The following is a 17,541-nucleotide window of genomic DNA, read 5'->3' as shown; positions in this document are numbered from 1 at the left end:
CCTTTTTGTGAATGAGGTTTTCAGAGCCACCCGCTAACGCGACCGGCACTTGCTGGCGAGATGCTGGACTCCTCGCGTCAATGACCAGCGCCCTGGCGAACCCGCTTTTGCAGCGAATGCGCCAGCAGGGCCGCTGTCGCTCCCAGCGTCCCGGCCAGGGCCAGCATCCCGAAGGTTGTGAGCGATGGGGGTTGGTGCGAAGCGAAATACGCCACCAGCCCCAGGAAGAAACCGAGCAGGTTGTTGAACACCGGTGCCTTGGCCAAAGACAGCGCAATGACCGTGATGGCGAACACCACTGCACTGATGGTATAGCTGCCCAGAACAGGCGTCAGCGCAGCCATGGCCTGGGCCGCACCGATACCCAGAATGACGCCGATCAGCACGCAAGCCAGGTTGATCGCCCCTTGCTTGAGGTTGAGCCCGCGGGTAAAGAATGAAATCCACCCGACAAACATGGCCCACACCGGAACCTCCAGTGCCATCACGCTCAGGGTGGCGGCTGATGACGCAATGACCGACTCACCTACCACCACCTTCAGATGAGTGAAAAATGCATTATTGGCCATGACTCACCTCCCGGGTCGCAGGTACCCGCCGTGACGTCAAGAGGCCAGACAGGGCGATACGACGCAGGAAGCAGTCGCCAGCGGCGATCAGGCACCAGGCCGCAAGAGTGATGTTCACGTTCATGGTCAATTCCTTTCCGGTACGTGCGATAAAGCTGGTTTCATGGGATCGGCACCGGCCGAGCCCACATGGGGCGAAGGTTTTCAGCCCCGCAACCCCATGATGTCGATTGACCGTCTGTGAATAAACGGGATGAAATTGACTTATCTATTCCAAAAACCACAACAAATGGGCCGCTCTGGACCGTTTCGACGCGTTGCAGGGACAGGTGACGGAATTTGAAGCACGAGGCTGGATTTCCACAGTGAGAAATTCGGCGACTTGAAGCCTGCTGGTGCTTGAGGCGGGTGTTTGTCGGCGGCGCAAAAAAAAACCGCTGCTCCCGAAGAAGCAGCGGCTTTTTTCAAAGAACTGCGTAAGGCTTAGTAACCCAGCGCGAAGTCTTCTTCTTTCATGTCCATCAGGTTGTTCGCGCCCGACAGCATGGTTGCCACGTGGGTACGGGTACGCGGCAGGATGCGCTGGAAGTAGAAGCGCGCGGTCTGCAGCTTGGCGGTGTAGAAGGCTTCTTCGGTGGTGCCGGCTGCAAGTTTTTCCGCCGCCAGGCGCGCCATGTCGGCCCAGAAATAGGCCAGGCAGGCATAACCGGAGTACATCAGGTAGTCCACCGATGCCGCGCCCACTTCTTCACGATCCTTCATGGCCGCCATGCCGACCTTCATGGTCAGCTCGCCCCATTCCTTGTTCAGCGCAGCCAGGGGTTCGACGAACTCCTTGACCGCTTCGTTACCTTCGTTGCTCTGGCAGAACTTGTGGACGATCTTGGTGAAGCCCTTGAGTGCCTCGCCCTGGGTCATCAGCACTTTACGGCCCAGCAGGTCGAGGGCCTGGATGCCGGTGGTGCCTTCGTACAGCATCGAGATGCGGCTGTCGCGAACGTTCTGCTCCATGCCCCACTCGGCGATGAAGCCGTGGCCGCCGTAGATCTGCACGCCATGGTTGGCCGATTCGAAACCGACTTCGGTCATGAAGGCCTTGGCGATCGGCGTCATGAACGCCAGCAGCGCATCGGCTTTTTTCTTCTCTTCTTCGTCCACGCCGTACTTGACGATGTCGACCTGCTTGGCGGTGAAGTACACCATCGCCCGGTTCCCTTCGGCGAAGGCCTTCATGGTCAGCAGCATGCGCCGCACGTCAGGGTGCACGATGATCGGGTCAGCGGCCTTGTCTGGCGCTTTCGGGCCCGTCAGGGAGCGCATTTGCAGGCGATCACGGGCATATTTCAGGCCGCCCTGGAAGCCGATCTCGGCGTGGGCCAGGCCTTGCAGCGCAGTGCCCAGGCGTGCGGTGTTCATGAAGGTGAACATGCAGTTCAGGCCTTTGTTCGCCGGGCCGATCAGGTAACCGGTGGCCGCGTCGAAGTTCATCACGCAAGTGGCGTTGCCGTGAATGCCCATCTTGTGTTCCAGGGAGCCACAGCTCACCGCGTTGCGCTGGCCGATGGAGCCGTCGGCGTTAGGCAGGAATTTTGGAACGATGAACAGCGAAATGCCCTTGGTGCCAGCCGGTGCGTCCGGCAGGCGTGCCAGCACGATATGGACAATGTTGTCGGCCATGTCGTGTTCACCGGCCGAAATGAAGATCTTCGTACCGGAAACCTTGTAGGAACCGTCGGCCTGAGGCTCGGCCTTGGTGCGCAGCATGCCCAGGTCGGTGCCACAGTGCGGTTCGGTCAGGCACATGGTGCCGGTCCATTCACCGGAGACCAGCTTGGTCAGGTAGGCCTCTTGCTGCTCGGGCGTACCGTGCTCGGAAATCGTGTTCATCGCGCCATGGGACAGGCCCGGGTACATGCCCCACGACCAGTTGGCTTCACCGACCATCTCGCTGACCGCCAGGCCCAGGGATTCCGGCAGACCTTGACCGCCATGCTCGACGTCGTGGGCCAGGCTCGGCCAGCCGCCTTCGACGAATTGCTTGTAGGCTTCCTTGAACCCGGCCGGGGTTTTCACGCCGGACTCGCTCCAAGTGCAACCTTCGATGTCGCCCACACGGTTCAGCGGAGCCAGCACCTGCTCACAAAACTTGGCGCCTTCTTCGAGAATGGCGTCAACCATGTCCGGAGTTGCATCCTGGCAAGCCGGAAGGCTCTGATAATGCGCTTCGTAGCCAAGCAGTTCGTCACGAACGAAGCGAATATCACGCAAGGGGGCCTTGTAGTCAGGCATAGCGATAAACCTCTGCTGATGTAACCGGGAATGAACGACCGCGTGGATTTGTTGTAGCGGTCAAACAGTTGTTTGAAACATACGTTTACGCCCAAATCTTGTCAAGCGCCGATCTTTTGCCGTTCGTCATCAGCCTGAGAAAAATGTCGGACACAGGAAACCCATCGCCCTGAAGAATCCGCGATGCGCGTAGGAAAAGATTAGTTGAGCAATAAGACGTTAGAGACAAAAACGCCGCGAATAATCGCGGCGTCTTGGCAAATCTGAAGAGCAGGATCAGGCAAAGGTATCGATCAATGTCCCGAGCATTTCGTCGGATGCCTTGGCGACGTTGGCACCCAGTTGCACCTGGAACTTGCCTTGGGCCATTTCGACCATGTTGGCGGCCTGGTCCGACTGCTGGCTACGATCCACTGAACGCAGGCGATCAACCTGGACTTCCGAGGACTGGCTGGTGACCGAACGCTCGATCGTGTTGTTGGCGATCTGGCCGGCGGCCTGATCGACGCGGTTCTGCCCTGTCTGAATCGTGCTCAGACCGGCATAGAACGCGGTACTTCCTGAGATTTCCATGGCAGAGCTCGCCTTCTTGAAGGGTCGACAGTGGCCATTGAATCAGAACCCCCGGGAAAAGGCCCGACAAAAACACTAATGGCACAGTGCCGTGTCATAGGCAAAACCTTGGCGAGGCTCAGTCCAGCAGATCCAATTGCAGGTGTCCGGCCACGGCTTCGGCCGTCACGCTCTGGATCCGCGCCACCCTGCCCAGGCACGGTGCCGGAAGTCGCTCGGCCAAGGTTGCCAGGTTTTCTTCCAGGCGCGAGGTGGCCGGGTCGATGATGTTCGCGACCCAACCGGCAAGCTGCAAGCCATCACGGGCGATAGCCTCGGCGGTCAATAACGCGTGGCTGATGCAACCCAGGCGCACACCCACCACCAGAATCACCGGCAAGCCCAGCGCGATCGCCAGATCGGAAAGATTGTCCTGGCCGGCCAGCGGTACACGCCAACCACCTGCGCCCTCGATCAGGGTGAAATCGGCGTTCAGCGCCAGCACTTCGCGCATCGGGCCAAGTAGCGACTGCACCGTCAGGGCAACGCCCGCTTCCCGGGCGGCCAGGTGCGGCGCTATTGCCGGTTCGAACGCCACCGGATTGACCTGTGCATAAGTCAACGGTATCGAGCACTCGGCCAGCAAGGCCAAGGCATCGGCGTTGCGCAGACCCTTGGGCGTCACGTCGCAGCCAGAGGCCACGGGTTTTCCGGCAGCCGTGCTCATGCCAGCCTGTCGGGCAGCATGCAGCAGGCCCGCCGCGACAGTGGTCTTGCCTACATCGGTATCAGTGCCGGTAATGAAATAGGCCTTGCTCATAGCGGTTTCTCCAAAACGGCGTAGACCACCTGGTAAGTTGCCGGTAGCCCCTGGGCCTGACGAAACCGCTCATAGGCTTCGACCAGCGCGAGAATCCGCGCCCTGCCCGTCAAGCCACCAGGACGACCTGGGTTCAGATTGTGGGCACCCAAAGCTTTCAATTCATGTGTCAGGCTGCGCACATCAGGGTAATGCAGCACATGCGGACGGATTTCAAGACTGACGACATTCAGCCCGCTGGCCGCGCAAAGGTGTTGATACGTCTCGAACGCACGGAAACGGTTGACGTGCACCAAGCCATCCACCTGACGCCAGCTGTCGCGCAATTCGTACAAAGTGCCCACGCAAAGGCTGGTGAAGGCCAACACCCCACCCGGCTTCAACACTCGATGGGCCTCGCTCAGCACCGTGGCGAAATCCGCGCACCATTGCACCGCCAGGCTGGAGAACACCAGGTCGCAGCTCGCCGCCTGCAAAGGCAGCCGCTCGGCATCACCGGCGATAAAATATTCGGCGCCACCCTGGGGACGCGCATGGTTGAGCATGCCTTCGGCGATATCCAACGCCAGGCCGGTGGCCGCACCAAAACGCGCACCCAAGGCCCGAGTGAAATAGCCGGTGCCGCAGCCCAGGTCCAGCCAACGTTGCGGCGTGAAAGAAGGCGCCAAGCGACCGAGCAACTGCTGGCCCACGTCGCGCTGCAGCTCGGCCACGCTGTCATAGCTGGTCGCCGCCCGGGAAAACGACGCCGCTACCTGGCGTTTGTCGGGCAAGGCACCGGGCAATGGAGGGAGAGACAAATCAGTCATCGCCGGACTCGTGCAAAAAAACCTGGATCGCCGCCGCTATACCGTGAGGGTCTTCCAGAAGGAATCCGTGGCCGGCCTGTTCAATCAGACCGATTTCGACATCCGGCAGCAAGGCCAGCAAATCACCCGCGGCCTCGGCCGGCACCAAGGCATCGAGCCCGGCAAACAGATGCAGTTGCGGGCCTCGGAAACTCTGCAACGCAGCACGGGTGTCCAATCGCGCCAGCAGTTCGAGCCCGGCCATCAATACGTCGGGCGAAGAACTTGGCGCCCCGGCCAACAACAACCGCGACAACCCGCGTGGATCGCTGCAGCCCTGGGCACACAGCAGACTGAAACGCTTGAGGGTCTGGCGTGGGTCGGCCCCACAGCCGGCGAGAAAGCCATCGAACGTCTGGCCGTCCATCGCGCTCGACCATTGCTCGTGGGCGACAAAGGACGGATTGCTGGCCATGGTCAGCAGGCCACAGCAGCGCTCACCCCGGCGCGCCGCCAGCGCCGAGGCCAGCATACCGCCCAGGGACCAACCGCCCAGCCAGGTGTCCTGAGGCAAGGTGGCGTCCAATTCTTCGAGCCATTCATCGGGGTCGCTCGATAGCAATGGCGGCAACGGCTCGATTTCCACCCGCAGGTGTTCGTCGAGCCCTTGCAAGGCCGCCGCCAGCGGTTCCAGCGGTGAAACGCCCAAGCCCCAACCGGGCAGCAAAATCAGTCGATCACGCATGGCTTGGCTCCGGTCCCAACAGGGCAAAACACTCGGCCAGTGCATTCAACAATAGCTGCACCTGGGCCTCGCTGTGGGCGGCGGTCAGGGTCACGCGCAAACGAGCGCTGCCGGCCGGCACGGTGGGTGGGCGGATCGCCGTGACCATCAGCCCCCGCTCACGCAGCATCTGCGACAAGCGCATGGCCCGTCCCGCATCGCCCACCAGGATCGGCTGGATCGGCGTGAAGCTGTCCATCAATTGCAGGCCGATCTGCTCGGCACCCTGGCGGAACTGGCGGATCAGCACCTGCAGGTGTTCACGCCGCCAATGCTCGCCGCGCAGCAGTTCAAGGCTCTTGAGCGTGGCGCAGGCCAGGGCCGGCGGTTGGCTGGTGGTGTAGATGTAGGGGCGCGCGAACTGGATCAGGCTTTCGATCAGTTCCTCGCTACCGGCGACGAAGGCCCCAGCGGTGCCAAAGGCCTTGCCCAGGGTGCCGACCAGCACCGGCACGTCCTCCTGGCTCAAGCCAAAATGTTCGACGATACCGCCGCCATGGGCCCCCAGCGGACCGAAGCCGTGGGCATCGTCGACCATCAGCCAGGCACCCCGGGCCTTTGCCTCCCGGGCCAGGGCCGGCAGGTCGGCAATGTCGCCGTCCATGCTGAACACGCCGTCGGTGACCACCAGGGTATTGCCAGTGGCTTTCTCCAGGCGACTGGCCAGGCTCTGGGCATCGTTGTGCAGGTATCGGTTGAAACGCGCACCGGACAACAGCCCGGCGTCGAGCAGCGAAGCATGATTGAGGCGGTCTTCCAGCACCGTATCGCCCTGGCCCACCAGCGCGGTGACCGCGCCGAGGTTGGCCATGTAACCGGTGGTGAACAGCAACGCCCGCGGACGCCCCGTCAGGTCGGCCAACGCTTCTTCCAGGGCGTGATGAGGGCTGCTGTGGCCGATCACCAAATGGGAGGCACCACCCCCTACACCCCAACGCGCCGCGCCGGTGCGCCAGGCCTCGATCACTTGCGGGTGATTGGCCAAGCCCAGGTAATCGTTGTTGCAGAACGCCAGCAACGGCTGGCCGTCCACCACCACTTCCGGGCCCTGGGGGCTTTCGAGCAGCGGGCGCTGGCGGTAGAGGTTGTCGGCACGACGGGCAGCCAGGCGTGCGGCGAGATCGAAGGGCATGCAGGCCTCGGGGTGAACCGTTTATGGACGGAGTGAGATCCCTGTGGGAGCGAGCTCGCTCGCGATGAGGCCATGACATTCAACATTGCTGTCGGCTGTGATGCCGCGATCGCGAGCAAGCTCGCTCCCACAGGGGCTTGCATTCCAATCCGGGAAATCGGTGAGTGGTCAAACAGCCGCGTTATAGAACTGCTCGCTGCTCTTCTGCTCCACCAGCGCCTGTTCAATAGCCGCCTGGTGCACTTCGTCGGCATGTTCTTCGCGGGCTTCGGGCTGGATGCCCAGGCGTGCGAACAATTGCATGTCCTTGTCGGCTTGCGGGTTGGCGGTGGTCAACAGCTTGTCGCCGTAGAAAATCGAGTTGGCGCCGGCAAAAAATGCCAGGGCCTGCATCTGCTCGTTCATCGCTTCACGACCAGCGGACAGGCGCACATGGGACTGGGGCATCATGATCCGCGCCACGGCAAGCATGCGGATGAAATCGAACGGATCGATGTCTTCGGCATTTTCCAGCGGCGTGCCGGCGACTTTGACCAGCATGTTGATCGGCACCGACTCCGGGTGCTCCGGCAGGTTCGCCAGTTGGATCAGCAGGTTGGCGCGGTCGTCCAGGGACTCGCCCATGCCCAGGATGCCGCCGGAGCAGATCTTCATCCCCGAATCACGTACATAGGCCAGGGTTTGCAGGCGCTCGCTGTAGGTACGGGTGGTAATGATGCTGCCGTAGAACTCCGGCGAGGTATCGAGGTTGTGGTTGTAGTAGTCCAGGCCAGCCTGGGCCAGCGCTTCGGTCTGTTCCTGGTCGAGACGGCCCAGGGTCATGCAGGTTTCCAGGCCCATGGCCTTCACGCCTTTGACCATTTCCAGCACATACGGCATGTCCTTGGCCGACGGATGTTTCCAGGCCGCGCCCATGCAGAAACGGGTCGAACCAATGGCCTTGGCCCGCGCCGCCTCTTCGAGGACCTTCTGCACTTCGAGCAATTTCTCTTTATCCAGACCGGTGTTGTAGTGACCGGACTGCGGACAATATTTGCAATCTTCCGGGCAAGCGCCGGTCTTGATCGACAGCAGCGTGGAAACCTGGACGCGGTTGGCGTCGAAGTGCGCGCGGTGCACGGTCTGCGCCTGGAACAACAGGTCATTGAATGGCTGGACAAAGAGTGCTTTGACTTCGGCCAAAGACCAGTCATGACGCAGGTTGGCAGTGGTGCTGGCGCTCATGGGCATTTCCTTGATTATGCTTGGCTGGCGCCTGGGGCATGCAATACCCACAGGCGCGACACGGATGTTCAGCATATTTAAGGAAGAGTCATGCGCTGTCAACCACGATACAAAGGACCGGTTTACATCTGGTTAAAAAACAAACAAACCTGCCTGTTGTGCGGCGAAAGCACCGATACCCCCCAGCCTATCTGCACCCCTTGCGAAAGCGAGCTGCCCTGGCTCGGCGATCAATGCAGCATTTGCGCCCTGCCACTGCCCATGGCCGGACTGCGCTGCGGCCAATGTGCCGCTCGGCCGCCAGCCTTCGAACGGGTCCTGGCACCCTGGACCTACGACTTCCCGGTGGACAGCCTGATCACCCGCTTCAAGCATCAGGCGAAATGGCCCCTTGGCCGGCTGCTGGGCGAACTGCTGGCGCAATCGCTGCAACATCATTTCGACGAAGGGCTGGAACGGCCCGACGCACTGGTACCGGTGCCACTGGCCACCCGGCGTTTGCGCCAGCGCGGTTTCAACCAGGCGGCACTGCTGGCCCGCTGGCTCAGTGGGCCGCTGGCGATCCCTTGCGCAGAAAACCTGCTGCGACGCACCCAGGATACGCCCGCCCAACAGGCCCTCGATGCCAAGGCCCGGCGCCAAAACCTGCGCCAGGCCTTTGCCCTCGCGCCCCAGGCGACGTTACGCAATCGTCACCTGGCGTTGGTCGACGATGTGCTCACTACCGGCGCCACCGCCCAGGCCCTGGCCGCCCTGTTACTCGATGCCGGCGCGGCGCGGGTCGACGTGTATTGCCTGGCCCGCACGCCGAAACCCGGTGAACCGGCTTGACGTACCGGGCCCAAGGCGCCAACGTCCGCTCATCGACTTTTGCACGCAGTTTGCCGTCATGTCATTGCCCACGCTTCTGACCCAACACATCGTTCGGCGACCACAACGCATCGCCCTGTTGCAGCACATCGCCGAACAGGGCTCGATCACCCGCGCCGCCAAGAGCGCGGGCCTGAGCTACAAGGCGGCATGGGATGCCATCGATGAGTTGAACAACCTCGCCGACCATCCGTTGGTGGAACGCAGCGTCGGCGGCAAGGGCGGTGGCGGCGCGAGGCTGTCGGAGGAAGGCCAACGGGTGCTGCGCCTGTATCAGCGCCTGCAAGCGCTGCAGGCGCAACTGCTGGAAGCCAGCGAAGACGCCGGGGACCTGGGCCTGCTCAGTCGCCTGATGCTGCGCACCAGTGCCCGCAATCAATTGCATGGCAAGGTCCTGGGCATCGAGGCCCGGGGGCACAACGACCGGGTACGCCTGGAGCTGGCCCGGGGCCTGGTCATCGAAGCGCGGATCACCCATGACAGCACGTTGCGCCTCGAACTGGCTGTCGGCACCGACGTGGTGGCGCTGATCAAGGCCGGCTGGCTGGAATTGCATCCCGTCGAACAAGCGGAAAAACCGGGGATCAATACGCTGCGCGGCATGATCGAGCAGGTCGACGCCGCCGAAGACGGCCCCAGCGAAGTGCGCATCGGCCTGCCCAACGGCCAGACGCTGTGTGCCCTGGCCGACCCGCTTCAGTTGCAAGCGCAGGACCTGGTAGCCGGCTCACCGGTGCAAGTGACGTTTTCAGCGACAAATGTGCTGCTCGGCACACCGCTGTAGCGCGCTGCAACAATAGTTTCATCGACCCGCTTTAAGGTGACTGCCAAAACCAGCAGGGAGCCTGATGATGAGCCTATTAGAAGAAAACCAATCCACCGACCTGGAAAAGATCGTCGGCCTGAGCCGACGCAGTTTCATCAGCGCCGGCGCCCTGTGCGGCGCGGCGATGTTCCTGGGCGGCAACCTGCTGAGCCGCAGCGTGCTGGCCGCCGCCGTGAGCGAAGGCAACAGCCGGCTGCTGGGTTTCAACAGCATCCCCGCCGCCACGGCCGACACCATCACGCTGCCGCCGGGCTACAAGGCCTCGGTGCTGATCAGTTGGGGCCAGCCGCTGCAGAAAAATGCACCGGCGTTCGATCCCAGTGGCAATGGAACAGCCCGCGCACAGGAAGTGCAGTTTGGCGACAACAACGACGGCATGAGCCTGTTCGAATTCCCCGGCGACAAGAACCGGGCGCTGATGGCGATCAACAACGAATACACCAACTACCGCTACCTCTTCCCCCACGGCGGCCAGCCGCAGTCGGCCGAAGACGTGCACAAGGCCCAGGCCAGCGAAGGGGTGTCGGTGATCGAGGTCCAGCGTCGTCGCGGGCAGTGGCAGTTCGTCCAGGAATCGCGCTACAACCGCAGGATCCACGGCAACACGCCGATTCGCCTGCGTGGCCCGGCCGCCGGTCACGAGCTGATGAAAACCAGTGCCGACAAGAGCGGCAAGAAAGTGCTGGGAACGTTCCAGAACTGCGCCAACGGCATGACGCCGTGGGGCACCTACCTGACCTGCGAAGAAAACTTCACCGACTGCTTCGGCAGCAGCAAGACCGACCTGCAGTTCGATGAGGCGCAAAAGCGCTACGGCGCCACCGTCACCAGCCGCGAGATCAACTGGCACCTGTACGACCCGCGTTTCGACCTGGCGAAGAACCCCAACGAACTCAATCGCCATGGCTGGGTGGTGGAAATCGATCCGTTCGATCCAGAATCCACGCCGGTGAAACGCACCGCCCTGGGCCGCTTCAAACACGAAAACGCCGCCCTGGCACAAACCAATGACGGTCGCGCCGTGGTGTACATGGGCGACGATGAACGCGGCGAGTTCATCTACAAGTTCGTCAGCCGCGAGCGCATCAACCATCGCAATGCCAAGGCCAACCGCAACCTGCTGGACCACGGCACCTTGTACGTGGCGCGCTTCGATGCCGGCGACGGCAACCCGGACCATCCCAAAGGCAAGGGCCAGTGGATCGAGCTGACCCACGGCAAGAACGGCCTCGACGCCAGCAGTGGCTTCGCCGACCAGGCCGAGGTGCTGATCCACGCGCGCCTGGCTGCCAGCGCCGTGGGTGCCACCCGTATGGACCGTCCTGAGTGGATCGTGGTCAGCCCGAAAGACGGCCAGGTCTATTGCACCCTGACCAACAACTCCAAGCGCGGCGAAGACGGCCAACCGGTGGACGGGCCGAACCCTCGGGCCAAGAACGTCTACGGGCAGATCCTGCGCTGGCGCACCGACCGCGACGATCATGCCGCCAAGACCTTCTCCTGGGATCTGTTCGTGGTCGCCGGCAACCCGACGGTACACGCCGGCACGCCGAAAGCCGGGTCGTCCAATATCAACCCGCAGAACATGTTCAACAGCCCCGACGGCCTGGGCTTCGACAAGGCCGGCCGGCTGTGGATTCTCACCGACGGCGACTCCAGCAACGCCGGGGACTTCGCCGGCATGGGCAACAACCAGATGCTCTGCGCCGACCCCAACAGTGGCGAAATCCGCCGTTTCATGGTCGGACCGGTGGGCTGCGAAGTGACCGGGATCAGTTTTGCCCCGGACCAGAAAGCCTTGTTCGTCGGGATCCAGCATCCAGGGGAAAACGGTGGTTCGACCTTCCCTGAGCACCTGCCCAACGGCAAGCCGCGGTCTTCGGTGATGGTGATTACCCGGGAAGACGGCGGGGTCATCGGCGCCTGATGCTGATCATTCCCACGCTCTGCGTGGGAATGCAGCCAGGGACGCTCCGCGTCCCAAAGCGTAACGCGGAGCGTCACATGAGGCATTCCCACGCAGAGCGTGGGAACGATCACCGATCAATCCAGGCTGCTTTGCGCTACCATGCTGTGCCGGACGCGGCAGCCCTGCCGCTGCGCAGGAGTCAGCATGTCCCATCCGTTCGAAACCCTCACGCCCGACCTGGTGCTCGATGCCGTTGAAAGCATCGGCTTTCTCAGCGACGCCCGCGTGTTGGCCCTCAACAGCTACGAGAACCGCGTCTATCAGGTCGGCATCGAAGATTCCGAGCCGCTGATCGCCAAGTTCTATCGCCCCCAGCGCTGGACCAACGAAGCGATCCTGGAAGAGCACAGCTTTACCTTCGAACTGGCCGAATACGAAGTGCCCGTGGTGGCGCCATTGATCCACAACGGTGCCAGCCTGCACGAACACGCCGGGTTTCGTTTCACCCTGTTTCCTCGTCGCGGAGGCCGTGCGCCGGAGCCGGGCAATCTCGACCAACTCTATCGCCTGGGACAATTGCTCGGACGCCTGCACGCGCTCGGGGCGACCCGGCCGTTCGAGCATCGTGAAGCCCTGGGCGTGAAGAATTTCGGTCACGATTCATTGGCCACCGTGCTGGCGAGCGGATTCGTTCCCCGCAGCCTGCTGCCGGCCTATGAGTCGGTCGCCCGGGACTTGCTCAAGCGCGTCGAAGAGGTCTACGCCGCTACGCCCCACCAGAACATCCGCATGCACGGCGATTGCCATCCCGGCAACATGATGTGCCGCGACGAGGTGTTCCACATCGTCGACCTGGACGACTGTCGCATGGGCCCGGCGGTGCAGGACCTGTGGATGATGCTCGCCGGCGATCGCCAGGAATGCCTGGGGCAATTGTCGGAACTGATGGACGGCTACCGTGAGTTCCACGACTTCGACCCGCGTGAACTGGCGCTGATCGAACCGCTGCGGGCCTTGCGGCTGATGCACTACAGTGCCTGGCTGGCGCGGCGCTGGGACGACCCGGCGTTCCCCCGCAGCTTCCCGTGGTTCGGCAGCGAACGCTACTGGGGCGACCAGGTGCTGGCATTGCGCGAGCAATTGGCGGCGCTCAATGAAGAGCCGTTGAAGCTGTTCTGATTGGCTTCAGCAGTCACCGCGCCACCTTTGTGGGAGCGGGCTTGCTCGCGAAGACGGAGGAACATTCAATATTCATGTCGACTGACCCACCGCTTTCGCGAGCAAGCCCGCTCCCACAGAGGGATCTGTGCCGGGGTACGCTCACAAAGGTTCACAGCACAACCTGACAAATCTCCTTACAATCCCCCTTTGTTAGCTGCCTAAGCAAGGATTCTGCATGCAAGCCGCCAACCCGCGTCGCGGGTATATCCTGGGCCTGAGTGCCTACATCATCTGGGGTCTGTTCCCGATCTACTTCAAGGCCATCGCCAGCGTACCGTCAGTGGAAATCATCATCCACCGGGTACTGTGGTCGGCCCTGTTCGGCGCGGCATTGCTGCTGGTCTGGAAACACCCGGGCTGGTGGCGCGAACTGCGGGACAATCCGCGTCGGCTGGCGATCCTGGCCTTGAGCGGCACGCTGATCGCGGCCAACTGGCTGACCTACGTCTGGGCGGTGAACAACGAACGCATGCTCGAAGCCAGCCTGGGTTACTACATCAACCCGCTGGTGAATGTGTTGCTGGGCATGTTGATCCTCGGCGAACGCCTGCGCCGCATGCAATGGCTGGCGGTGGGGTTGGCGGCCGTCGGCGTGGCGCAGCAGGTCTGGCAAGTCGGCAGCCTGCCCTGGGTGTCGCTGGTGCTTGCACTGACCTTCGGTTTCTATGGGCTGATTCGCAAACAAGCGCCGGTCAAGGCATTGCCGGGGCTGGTGGTGGAAACCTGGATGCTGGTGCCGATCGCCATCGCCTGGTTGCTGTTCAATCCCACGGCCACCAGTGCCCAGGCCGCGTTCTGGACCACCTCCGAAGCCTGGTGGCTGGTGGCGGCCGGCCCCGTGACACTGGTTCCGCTGGTGTGCTTCAACGCCGCGGCCCGGCATTTGCCCTACACCACCCTGGGATTTCTCCAGTACATCGCACCGACGCTGGTGCTGTTGCTCGCCGTGCTGCTGTTCGGTGAGCACCTGTCGCCCAGCACGCTGGTGGCGTTCCTGTTCATCTGGGCCGGGCTGGCGGTGTACAGCGTCGATGCGGTGATCAGCATGCGCCGGCGCAGCTGATCAAAAAACGCAAAAACCTCTACAGGCCACGTCCGCCGTGGCCTGCGCTTATCCTTCCCAAGGTTATCCACAGCGTGATCCCCGCCGTTTGTGCACAAGCCCTTGAAAACTGGTGATTTTTTGATCACTAGCCGCTGCCCCCCGGCGGGCCTGGGCTGGGGCCGGGTCTCTACAGGTTATCCACAGGCAGGCGCAGTTTTTCCTTGGATAACCTTCATTACACGTCGTCGCTGAGCTTGAGCTCCACCATCAACTCATCGGCCAAGGTTTCCAGGCGTTCCTGCAAGGTCTCCAACGACAGGGTCAAAGGCACGCCCAGGATCGCTTCGGCATGAAACAGCAGCTCACTGCTCATCGGTGCCGGCCGGACATGGGTCACCAGACGCTCGACATTGACGCCCTGCTCGCTCAACAACCGGGTGATGTCCCGCACGATACCGGGACGATCGTTGCCCACCAGCTCCATGGTGATGGGTTTCCAAGTGCAGGACTCCTCAACGGCGCTTTCAGCGATCAATACGTGGATGCCGTGGGCCGCCAGCCCCTGCAAGGCTTCGATCAATTTTTCATGGGCCTCGGCCGGGGCGCTGAAGCGCACGATCCCGGCAAATTGCCCGGCCAGGTGCGCCATGCGGCTTTCCAGCCAGTTACCGCCATGTTCGGCAATGCACTCGGCGATGCGCTCGACCTGCCCGGGCTTGTCCGGGGCGAAAACAGTGATGACGAGGTGGTCCATGGCGCAGTCCTCTTGTTGATGGAAGGGACAGTATAGGCAGGACGCACAAGTCCTGTGGCGAGGGGATTTATCCCCGTTGGGGCGCGAAGCGGCCCTAAATCCGTCACTTCGGTGTATCAGACAGTTTGAGTTGAATGTCTTGGGGGGGCTGCTTCGCAGCCCAACGGGGATAAATCCCCTCGCCACAGGGACTCGTCCGCCCACGTCAATCGTGTACAAGTTTTAATATTTATCTGGAACAATCCACAGTTTTTTTGAGAACATCCGACACCGCGTCGTGACTGTACTGCTTTAGTCGGTCGCGGAACGACGCAATTAGTCTAATTTTCACAACCGCAATTGATCATGTAGTATGCCGCAGCACGCACTACATAATCGCGATGCCCCTGTTGTACCGATGTCTGCTTAAGGCCAGTCGCATCCCTGAAAAGCCCCGTCAGCAAGGCTTGAATACCCAGCCGCCAGCGATGGCATGTACTGGTTCCGGGGTTTGTGGTTTAAATGTCCCGAGGCTTCATTGTCAAAATCGAAGAGCTGAAAAGCGAAATAGCTGAGCAGAGTGAGGCAAGCAATGACTGAACACGTTCAAGTCGGTGGCCTGCAGGTCGCCAAAGTCCTGTTCGACTTCGTGAATAACGAAGCCATTCCCGGAACCGGCCTCACCGCCGATGCGTTCTGGGCCGGTGCCGACAAGGTCATCCACGACCTGGCCCCGAAGAACCAAGCCCTACTCGCCAAACGCGATGATTTCCAGGCGCGGATCGATGCCTGGCACCAGGCCCGTGCCGGCCAGGCCCACGACGCCGTGGCTTACAAAGCCTTCCTGCAAGACATTGGCTACCTGCTGCCAGAAGCGGCGGATTTCCAAGCCACGACCCAGAACGTCGATGACGAAATCGCCCGCATGGCCGGCCCGCAGCTGGTGGTACCGGTGATGAACGCCCGCTTCGCCCTCAATGCCTCGAACGCCCGCTGGGGTTCGCTGTACGACGCGCTGTACGGCACCGATGCCATCAGCGAAGCCGACGGCGCGGAAAAAGGCAAAGGCTACAACAAGGTACGCGGCGACAAGGTCATCGCCTTCGCCCGCGCCTTCCTCGATGAAGCGGCCCCCCTGGCGGCCGGCTCCCATGTCGACTCCACCGCGTACAAGATCGTCGAGGGCAAACTGGTGGTCGCTCTCAAGGGCGGCAGCAACAGCGGCCTGCGTGACGATGCCCAACTGATCGGCTTCCAGGGCGATGCCTCGGTACCGACTGCCGTGCTGCTGAAACACAACGGCCTGCACTTCGAAATCCAGATCGATGCCAGCACGCCCGTCGGCCAGACCGATGCCGCCGGCGTCAAAGACATCCTGATGGAAGCAGCGCTGACCACCATCATGGACTGCGAAGACTCGGTCGCCGCCGTCGACGCCGATGACAAAGTGGTGATCTACCGCAACTGGCTCGGCTTGATGAAGGGCGACCTGTCGGAAGAAGTCGCCAAGGGCGGCCAGACGTTTACCCGGACCATGAACCCTGACCGTGTCTACACCGCCGTCGACGGCTCGGGCGTGACCCTGCACGGCCGCTCGCTGCTGTTCGTGCGTAACGTCGGCCATCTGATGACCATCGACGCGATCCTGGACAAGCACGGCAACGAAGTGCCGGAAGGCATCCTCGACGGCCTGGTCACCAGCCTGGCGGCGATCCACAGCCTCAACGGCAACACCTCGCGCCGCAACAGCCGCACCGGCTCGGTGTACATCGTCAAGCCGAAGATGCACGGCCCGGAAGAAGCCGCGTTCACCAACGAGCTGTTCGGTCGCGTCGAAGACGTGCTGAACCTGCCGCGCAACACCCTCAAGGTCGGGATCATGGACGAGGAGCGCCGTACCACGGTCAACCTCAAGGCCTGCATCAAGGCCGCCAGCGAACGCGTAGTGTTCATCAACACCGGCTTCCTCGACCGTACCGGCGATGAAATCCATACCTCCATGGAAGCCGGCCCGATGGTGCGCAAGGCCGACATGAAAGCCGAGAAGTGGATCGGCGCCTATGAAAACTGGAACGTCGATATCGGCTTGAGCACCGGCCTGCAAGGTCGCGCGCAAATCGGCAAAGGCATGTGGGCGATGCCGGACCTGATGGCGGCGATGCTCGAACAGAAAATCGCTCATCCGCTGGCCGGCGCCAACACCGCGTGGGTTCCCTCGCCGACCGCCGCCGCCCTGCACGCGCTGCATTACCACAAGGTCGACGTGTTCGCTCGCCAGGCCGAACTGGCCAAGCGCGCTCGCGCTTCGGTGGACGACATCCTGACCATCCCGCTGGCCGCCAACCCGAACTGGACGCCGGAGCAGATCAAGAATGAACTGGACAACAATGCCCAGGGCATCCTCGGCTACGTGGTGCGCTGGATCGACCAGGGCGTCGGCTGCTCCAAGGTGCCGGACATCAACGACATCGGCCTGATGGAAGACCGTGCGACGCTGCGTATCTCCAGCCAGCACATCGCCAACTGGCTGCGCCACGGCATCGTCACGCAAGACCAGGTGATGGAAAGCCTCAAGCGCATGGCATCGGTGGTCGACCGCCAGAACGCCAACGACCCGCTGTACCGGCCGCTGGCGCCAGACTTCGACAGCAACATCGCCTTCCAGGCGGCGGTCGAACTGGTGATCGAAGGCACCAAGCAACCTAACGGCTACACCGAGCCGGTGCTGCACCGTCGCCGTCGCGAGTTCAAGGCCGCCAATGGGTTGTGATTGAGCGGT

Annotated in this window: 16 protein-coding genes; 6 read left to right on the top strand and 10 right to left on the bottom strand. The window is 62.1% G+C overall.

All coding sequences use genetic code 11. From position 1 onward, the window contains the following. Positions 1 to 77: 77 nt before the first annotated feature. The 9 genes from BM317_RS11885 to bioB all read right to left on the bottom strand — a co-directional run bounded on the left by BM317_RS11885 (position 78) and on the right by bioB (position 8,158). Positions 78 to 569 (bottom strand): DUF1097 domain-containing protein, encoded by a 492-nt coding sequence (locus BM317_RS11885; protein WP_092169585.1) that lies wholly within the window; start codon positions 567 to 569, stop codon positions 78 to 80. Next, on the bottom strand, positions 559 to 693 hold the full coding sequence (locus BM317_RS31110) for a hypothetical protein (RefSeq protein WP_256574131.1): 135 nt from the start codon (positions 691 to 693) through the stop codon (positions 559 to 561). The genes BM317_RS11885 and BM317_RS31110 overlap by 11 nt, the downstream gene beginning before the upstream one ends. Positions 694 to 1,052: 359 nt before the next feature. Then, positions 1,053 to 2,858, bottom strand: coding sequence for a phenylacyl-CoA dehydrogenase (locus tag BM317_RS11880; protein ID WP_060740332.1), 1,806 nt, complete (start codon positions 2,856 to 2,858; stop codon positions 1,053 to 1,055). A gap of 276 nt (positions 2,859 to 3,134) precedes the next feature. Continuing rightward, positions 3,135 to 3,431 carry a pyrroloquinoline quinone biosynthesis protein PqqE gene (locus BM317_RS11875; protein ID WP_092474384.1) on the bottom strand — a complete coding sequence of 99 codons (297 nt, stop codon included), beginning with the start codon at positions 3,429 to 3,431 and terminating at the stop codon, positions 3,135 to 3,137. Positions 3,432 to 3,549: 118 nt separating this feature from the next. Further along, positions 3,550 to 4,230, bottom strand: coding sequence for a dethiobiotin synthase (bioD, locus tag BM317_RS11870; RefSeq protein ID WP_060740330.1), 681 nt, complete (start codon positions 4,228 to 4,230; stop codon positions 3,550 to 3,552). Next, entirely contained in the window at positions 4,227 to 5,039 is an 813-nt protein-coding gene (gene bioC / locus BM317_RS11865) for a malonyl-ACP O-methyltransferase BioC (protein WP_092169571.1), read from the bottom strand. The genes bioD and bioC overlap by 4 nt, the downstream gene beginning before the upstream one ends. After that, positions 5,032 to 5,763, bottom strand: coding sequence for an alpha/beta fold hydrolase (locus tag BM317_RS11860; RefSeq protein WP_092169567.1), 732 nt, complete (start codon positions 5,761 to 5,763; stop codon positions 5,032 to 5,034). The genes bioC and BM317_RS11860 overlap by 8 nt, the downstream gene beginning before the upstream one ends. After that, entirely contained in the window at positions 5,756 to 6,934 is a 1,179-nt protein-coding gene (bioF, locus tag BM317_RS11855; protein WP_092474382.1) for an 8-amino-7-oxononanoate synthase, read from the bottom strand. Before bioF ends, BM317_RS11860 begins: the two co-directional genes overlap by 8 nt. A gap of 168 nt (positions 6,935 to 7,102) precedes the next feature. Further along, complete coding sequence (gene bioB, locus BM317_RS11850; RefSeq protein ID WP_014340550.1) at positions 7,103 to 8,158, bottom strand: biotin synthase BioB; 1,056 nt, start codon at positions 8,156 to 8,158, stop codon at positions 7,103 to 7,105. 90 nt (positions 8,159 to 8,248) lie between these two features. On the opposite strand from bioB, the gene BM317_RS11845 reads away from it, so the two are divergent. From BM317_RS11845 to rarD, 5 genes are all read left to right on the top strand, one after another. Continuing rightward, positions 8,249 to 8,989, top strand: a complete 741-nt coding sequence (locus BM317_RS11845; protein WP_092169558.1) for a ComF family protein — start codon at positions 8,249 to 8,251, stop codon at positions 8,987 to 8,989. 58 nt (positions 8,990 to 9,047) lie between these two features. After that, positions 9,048 to 9,812 (top strand): TOBE domain-containing protein, encoded by a 765-nt coding sequence (locus BM317_RS11840; RefSeq protein WP_092169552.1) that lies wholly within the window; start codon positions 9,048 to 9,050, stop codon positions 9,810 to 9,812. Between the two features lie 67 nt (positions 9,813 to 9,879). Beyond that, a complete protein-coding gene (locus BM317_RS11835; protein ID WP_092169548.1) occupies positions 9,880 to 11,781 on the top strand; it encodes a PhoX family protein in 1,902 nt (633 codons plus the stop codon). Positions 11,782 to 11,967: 186 nt separating this feature from the next. Then, a complete protein-coding gene (locus tag BM317_RS11830) occupies positions 11,968 to 12,942 on the top strand; it encodes a serine/threonine protein kinase (protein ID WP_060740323.1) in 975 nt (324 codons plus the stop codon). Between the two features lie 217 nt (positions 12,943 to 13,159). Next, a complete protein-coding gene (rarD, locus tag BM317_RS11820; protein WP_092474378.1) occupies positions 13,160 to 14,047 on the top strand; it encodes an EamA family transporter RarD in 888 nt (295 codons plus the stop codon). Positions 14,048 to 14,264: 217 nt separating this feature from the next. Here rarD and BM317_RS11815 read toward each other — a convergent pair whose 3' ends face one another. Continuing rightward, positions 14,265 to 14,783 (bottom strand): glycine cleavage system transcriptional repressor, encoded by a 519-nt coding sequence (locus BM317_RS11815; protein ID WP_092169539.1) that lies wholly within the window; start codon positions 14,781 to 14,783, stop codon positions 14,265 to 14,267. Positions 14,784 to 15,354: 571 nt separating this feature from the next. Here BM317_RS11815 and BM317_RS11810 point away from each other — a divergent pair. Next, entirely contained in the window at positions 15,355 to 17,532 is a 2,178-nt protein-coding gene (locus tag BM317_RS11810) for a malate synthase G (protein ID WP_092474376.1), read from the top strand. The last annotated feature ends 9 nt before the right edge of the window (positions 17,533 to 17,541 follow it).

Origin of the sequence: Pseudomonas sp. NFACC24-1, assembly GCF_900115235.1 — a bacterium.
GTDB lineage: Bacteria > Pseudomonadota > Gammaproteobacteria > Pseudomonadales > Pseudomonadaceae > Aquipseudomonas > Aquipseudomonas fluorescens_AA.
The sequence above is the reverse complement of the archived record's forward strand: the minus strand, read 5'-3'. Positions and strand labels throughout refer to the sequence as shown.

Excerpts from the sequence above, each read along its gene's own strand:
- bioD (WP_060740330.1), bottom strand. The coding sequence starts at position 4,230 with ATGAGCAAGGCCTATTTCATTACCGGCACTGATACCGATGTAGGCAAG.
- BM317_RS11845 (WP_092169558.1), top strand. The coding sequence starts at position 8,249 with ATGCGCTGTCAACCACGATACAAAGGACCGGTTTACATCTGGTTAAAA.
- BM317_RS11835 (WP_092169548.1), top strand. The coding sequence starts at position 9,880 with ATGAGCCTATTAGAAGAAAACCAATCCACCGACCTGGAAAAGATCGTC.
- rarD (WP_092474378.1), top strand. The coding sequence starts at position 13,160 with ATGCAAGCCGCCAACCCGCGTCGCGGGTATATCCTGGGCCTGAGTGCC.
- BM317_RS31110 (WP_256574131.1), bottom strand. The coding sequence starts at position 693 with ATGAACGTGAACATCACTCTTGCGGCCTGGTGCCTGATCGCCGCTGGC.
- BM317_RS11830 (WP_060740323.1), top strand. The coding sequence starts at position 11,968 with ATGTCCCATCCGTTCGAAACCCTCACGCCCGACCTGGTGCTCGATGCC.
- BM317_RS11880 (WP_060740332.1), bottom strand. The coding sequence starts at position 2,858 with ATGCCTGACTACAAGGCCCCCTTGCGTGATATTCGCTTCGTTCGTGAC.
- BM317_RS11860 (WP_092169567.1), bottom strand. The coding sequence starts at position 5,763 with ATGCGTGATCGACTGATTTTGCTGCCCGGTTGGGGCTTGGGCGTTTCA.
- BM317_RS11885 (WP_092169585.1), bottom strand. The coding sequence starts at position 569 with ATGGCCAATAATGCATTTTTCACTCATCTGAAGGTGGTGGTAGGTGAG.
- BM317_RS11815 (WP_092169539.1), bottom strand. The coding sequence starts at position 14,783 with ATGGACCACCTCGTCATCACTGTTTTCGCCCCGGACAAGCCCGGGCAG.
- BM317_RS11810 (WP_092474376.1), top strand. The coding sequence starts at position 15,355 with ATGACTGAACACGTTCAAGTCGGTGGCCTGCAGGTCGCCAAAGTCCTG.
- BM317_RS11840 (WP_092169552.1), top strand. The coding sequence starts at position 9,048 with ATGTCATTGCCCACGCTTCTGACCCAACACATCGTTCGGCGACCACAA.
- bioB (WP_014340550.1), bottom strand. The coding sequence starts at position 8,158 with ATGAGCGCCAGCACCACTGCCAACCTGCGTCATGACTGGTCTTTGGCC.
- bioF (WP_092474382.1), bottom strand. The coding sequence starts at position 6,934 with ATGCCCTTCGATCTCGCCGCACGCCTGGCTGCCCGTCGTGCCGACAAC.
- BM317_RS11875 (WP_092474384.1), bottom strand. The coding sequence starts at position 3,431 with ATGGAAATCTCAGGAAGTACCGCGTTCTATGCCGGTCTGAGCACGATT.
- bioC (WP_092169571.1), bottom strand. The coding sequence starts at position 5,039 with ATGACTGATTTGTCTCTCCCTCCATTGCCCGGTGCCTTGCCCGACAAA.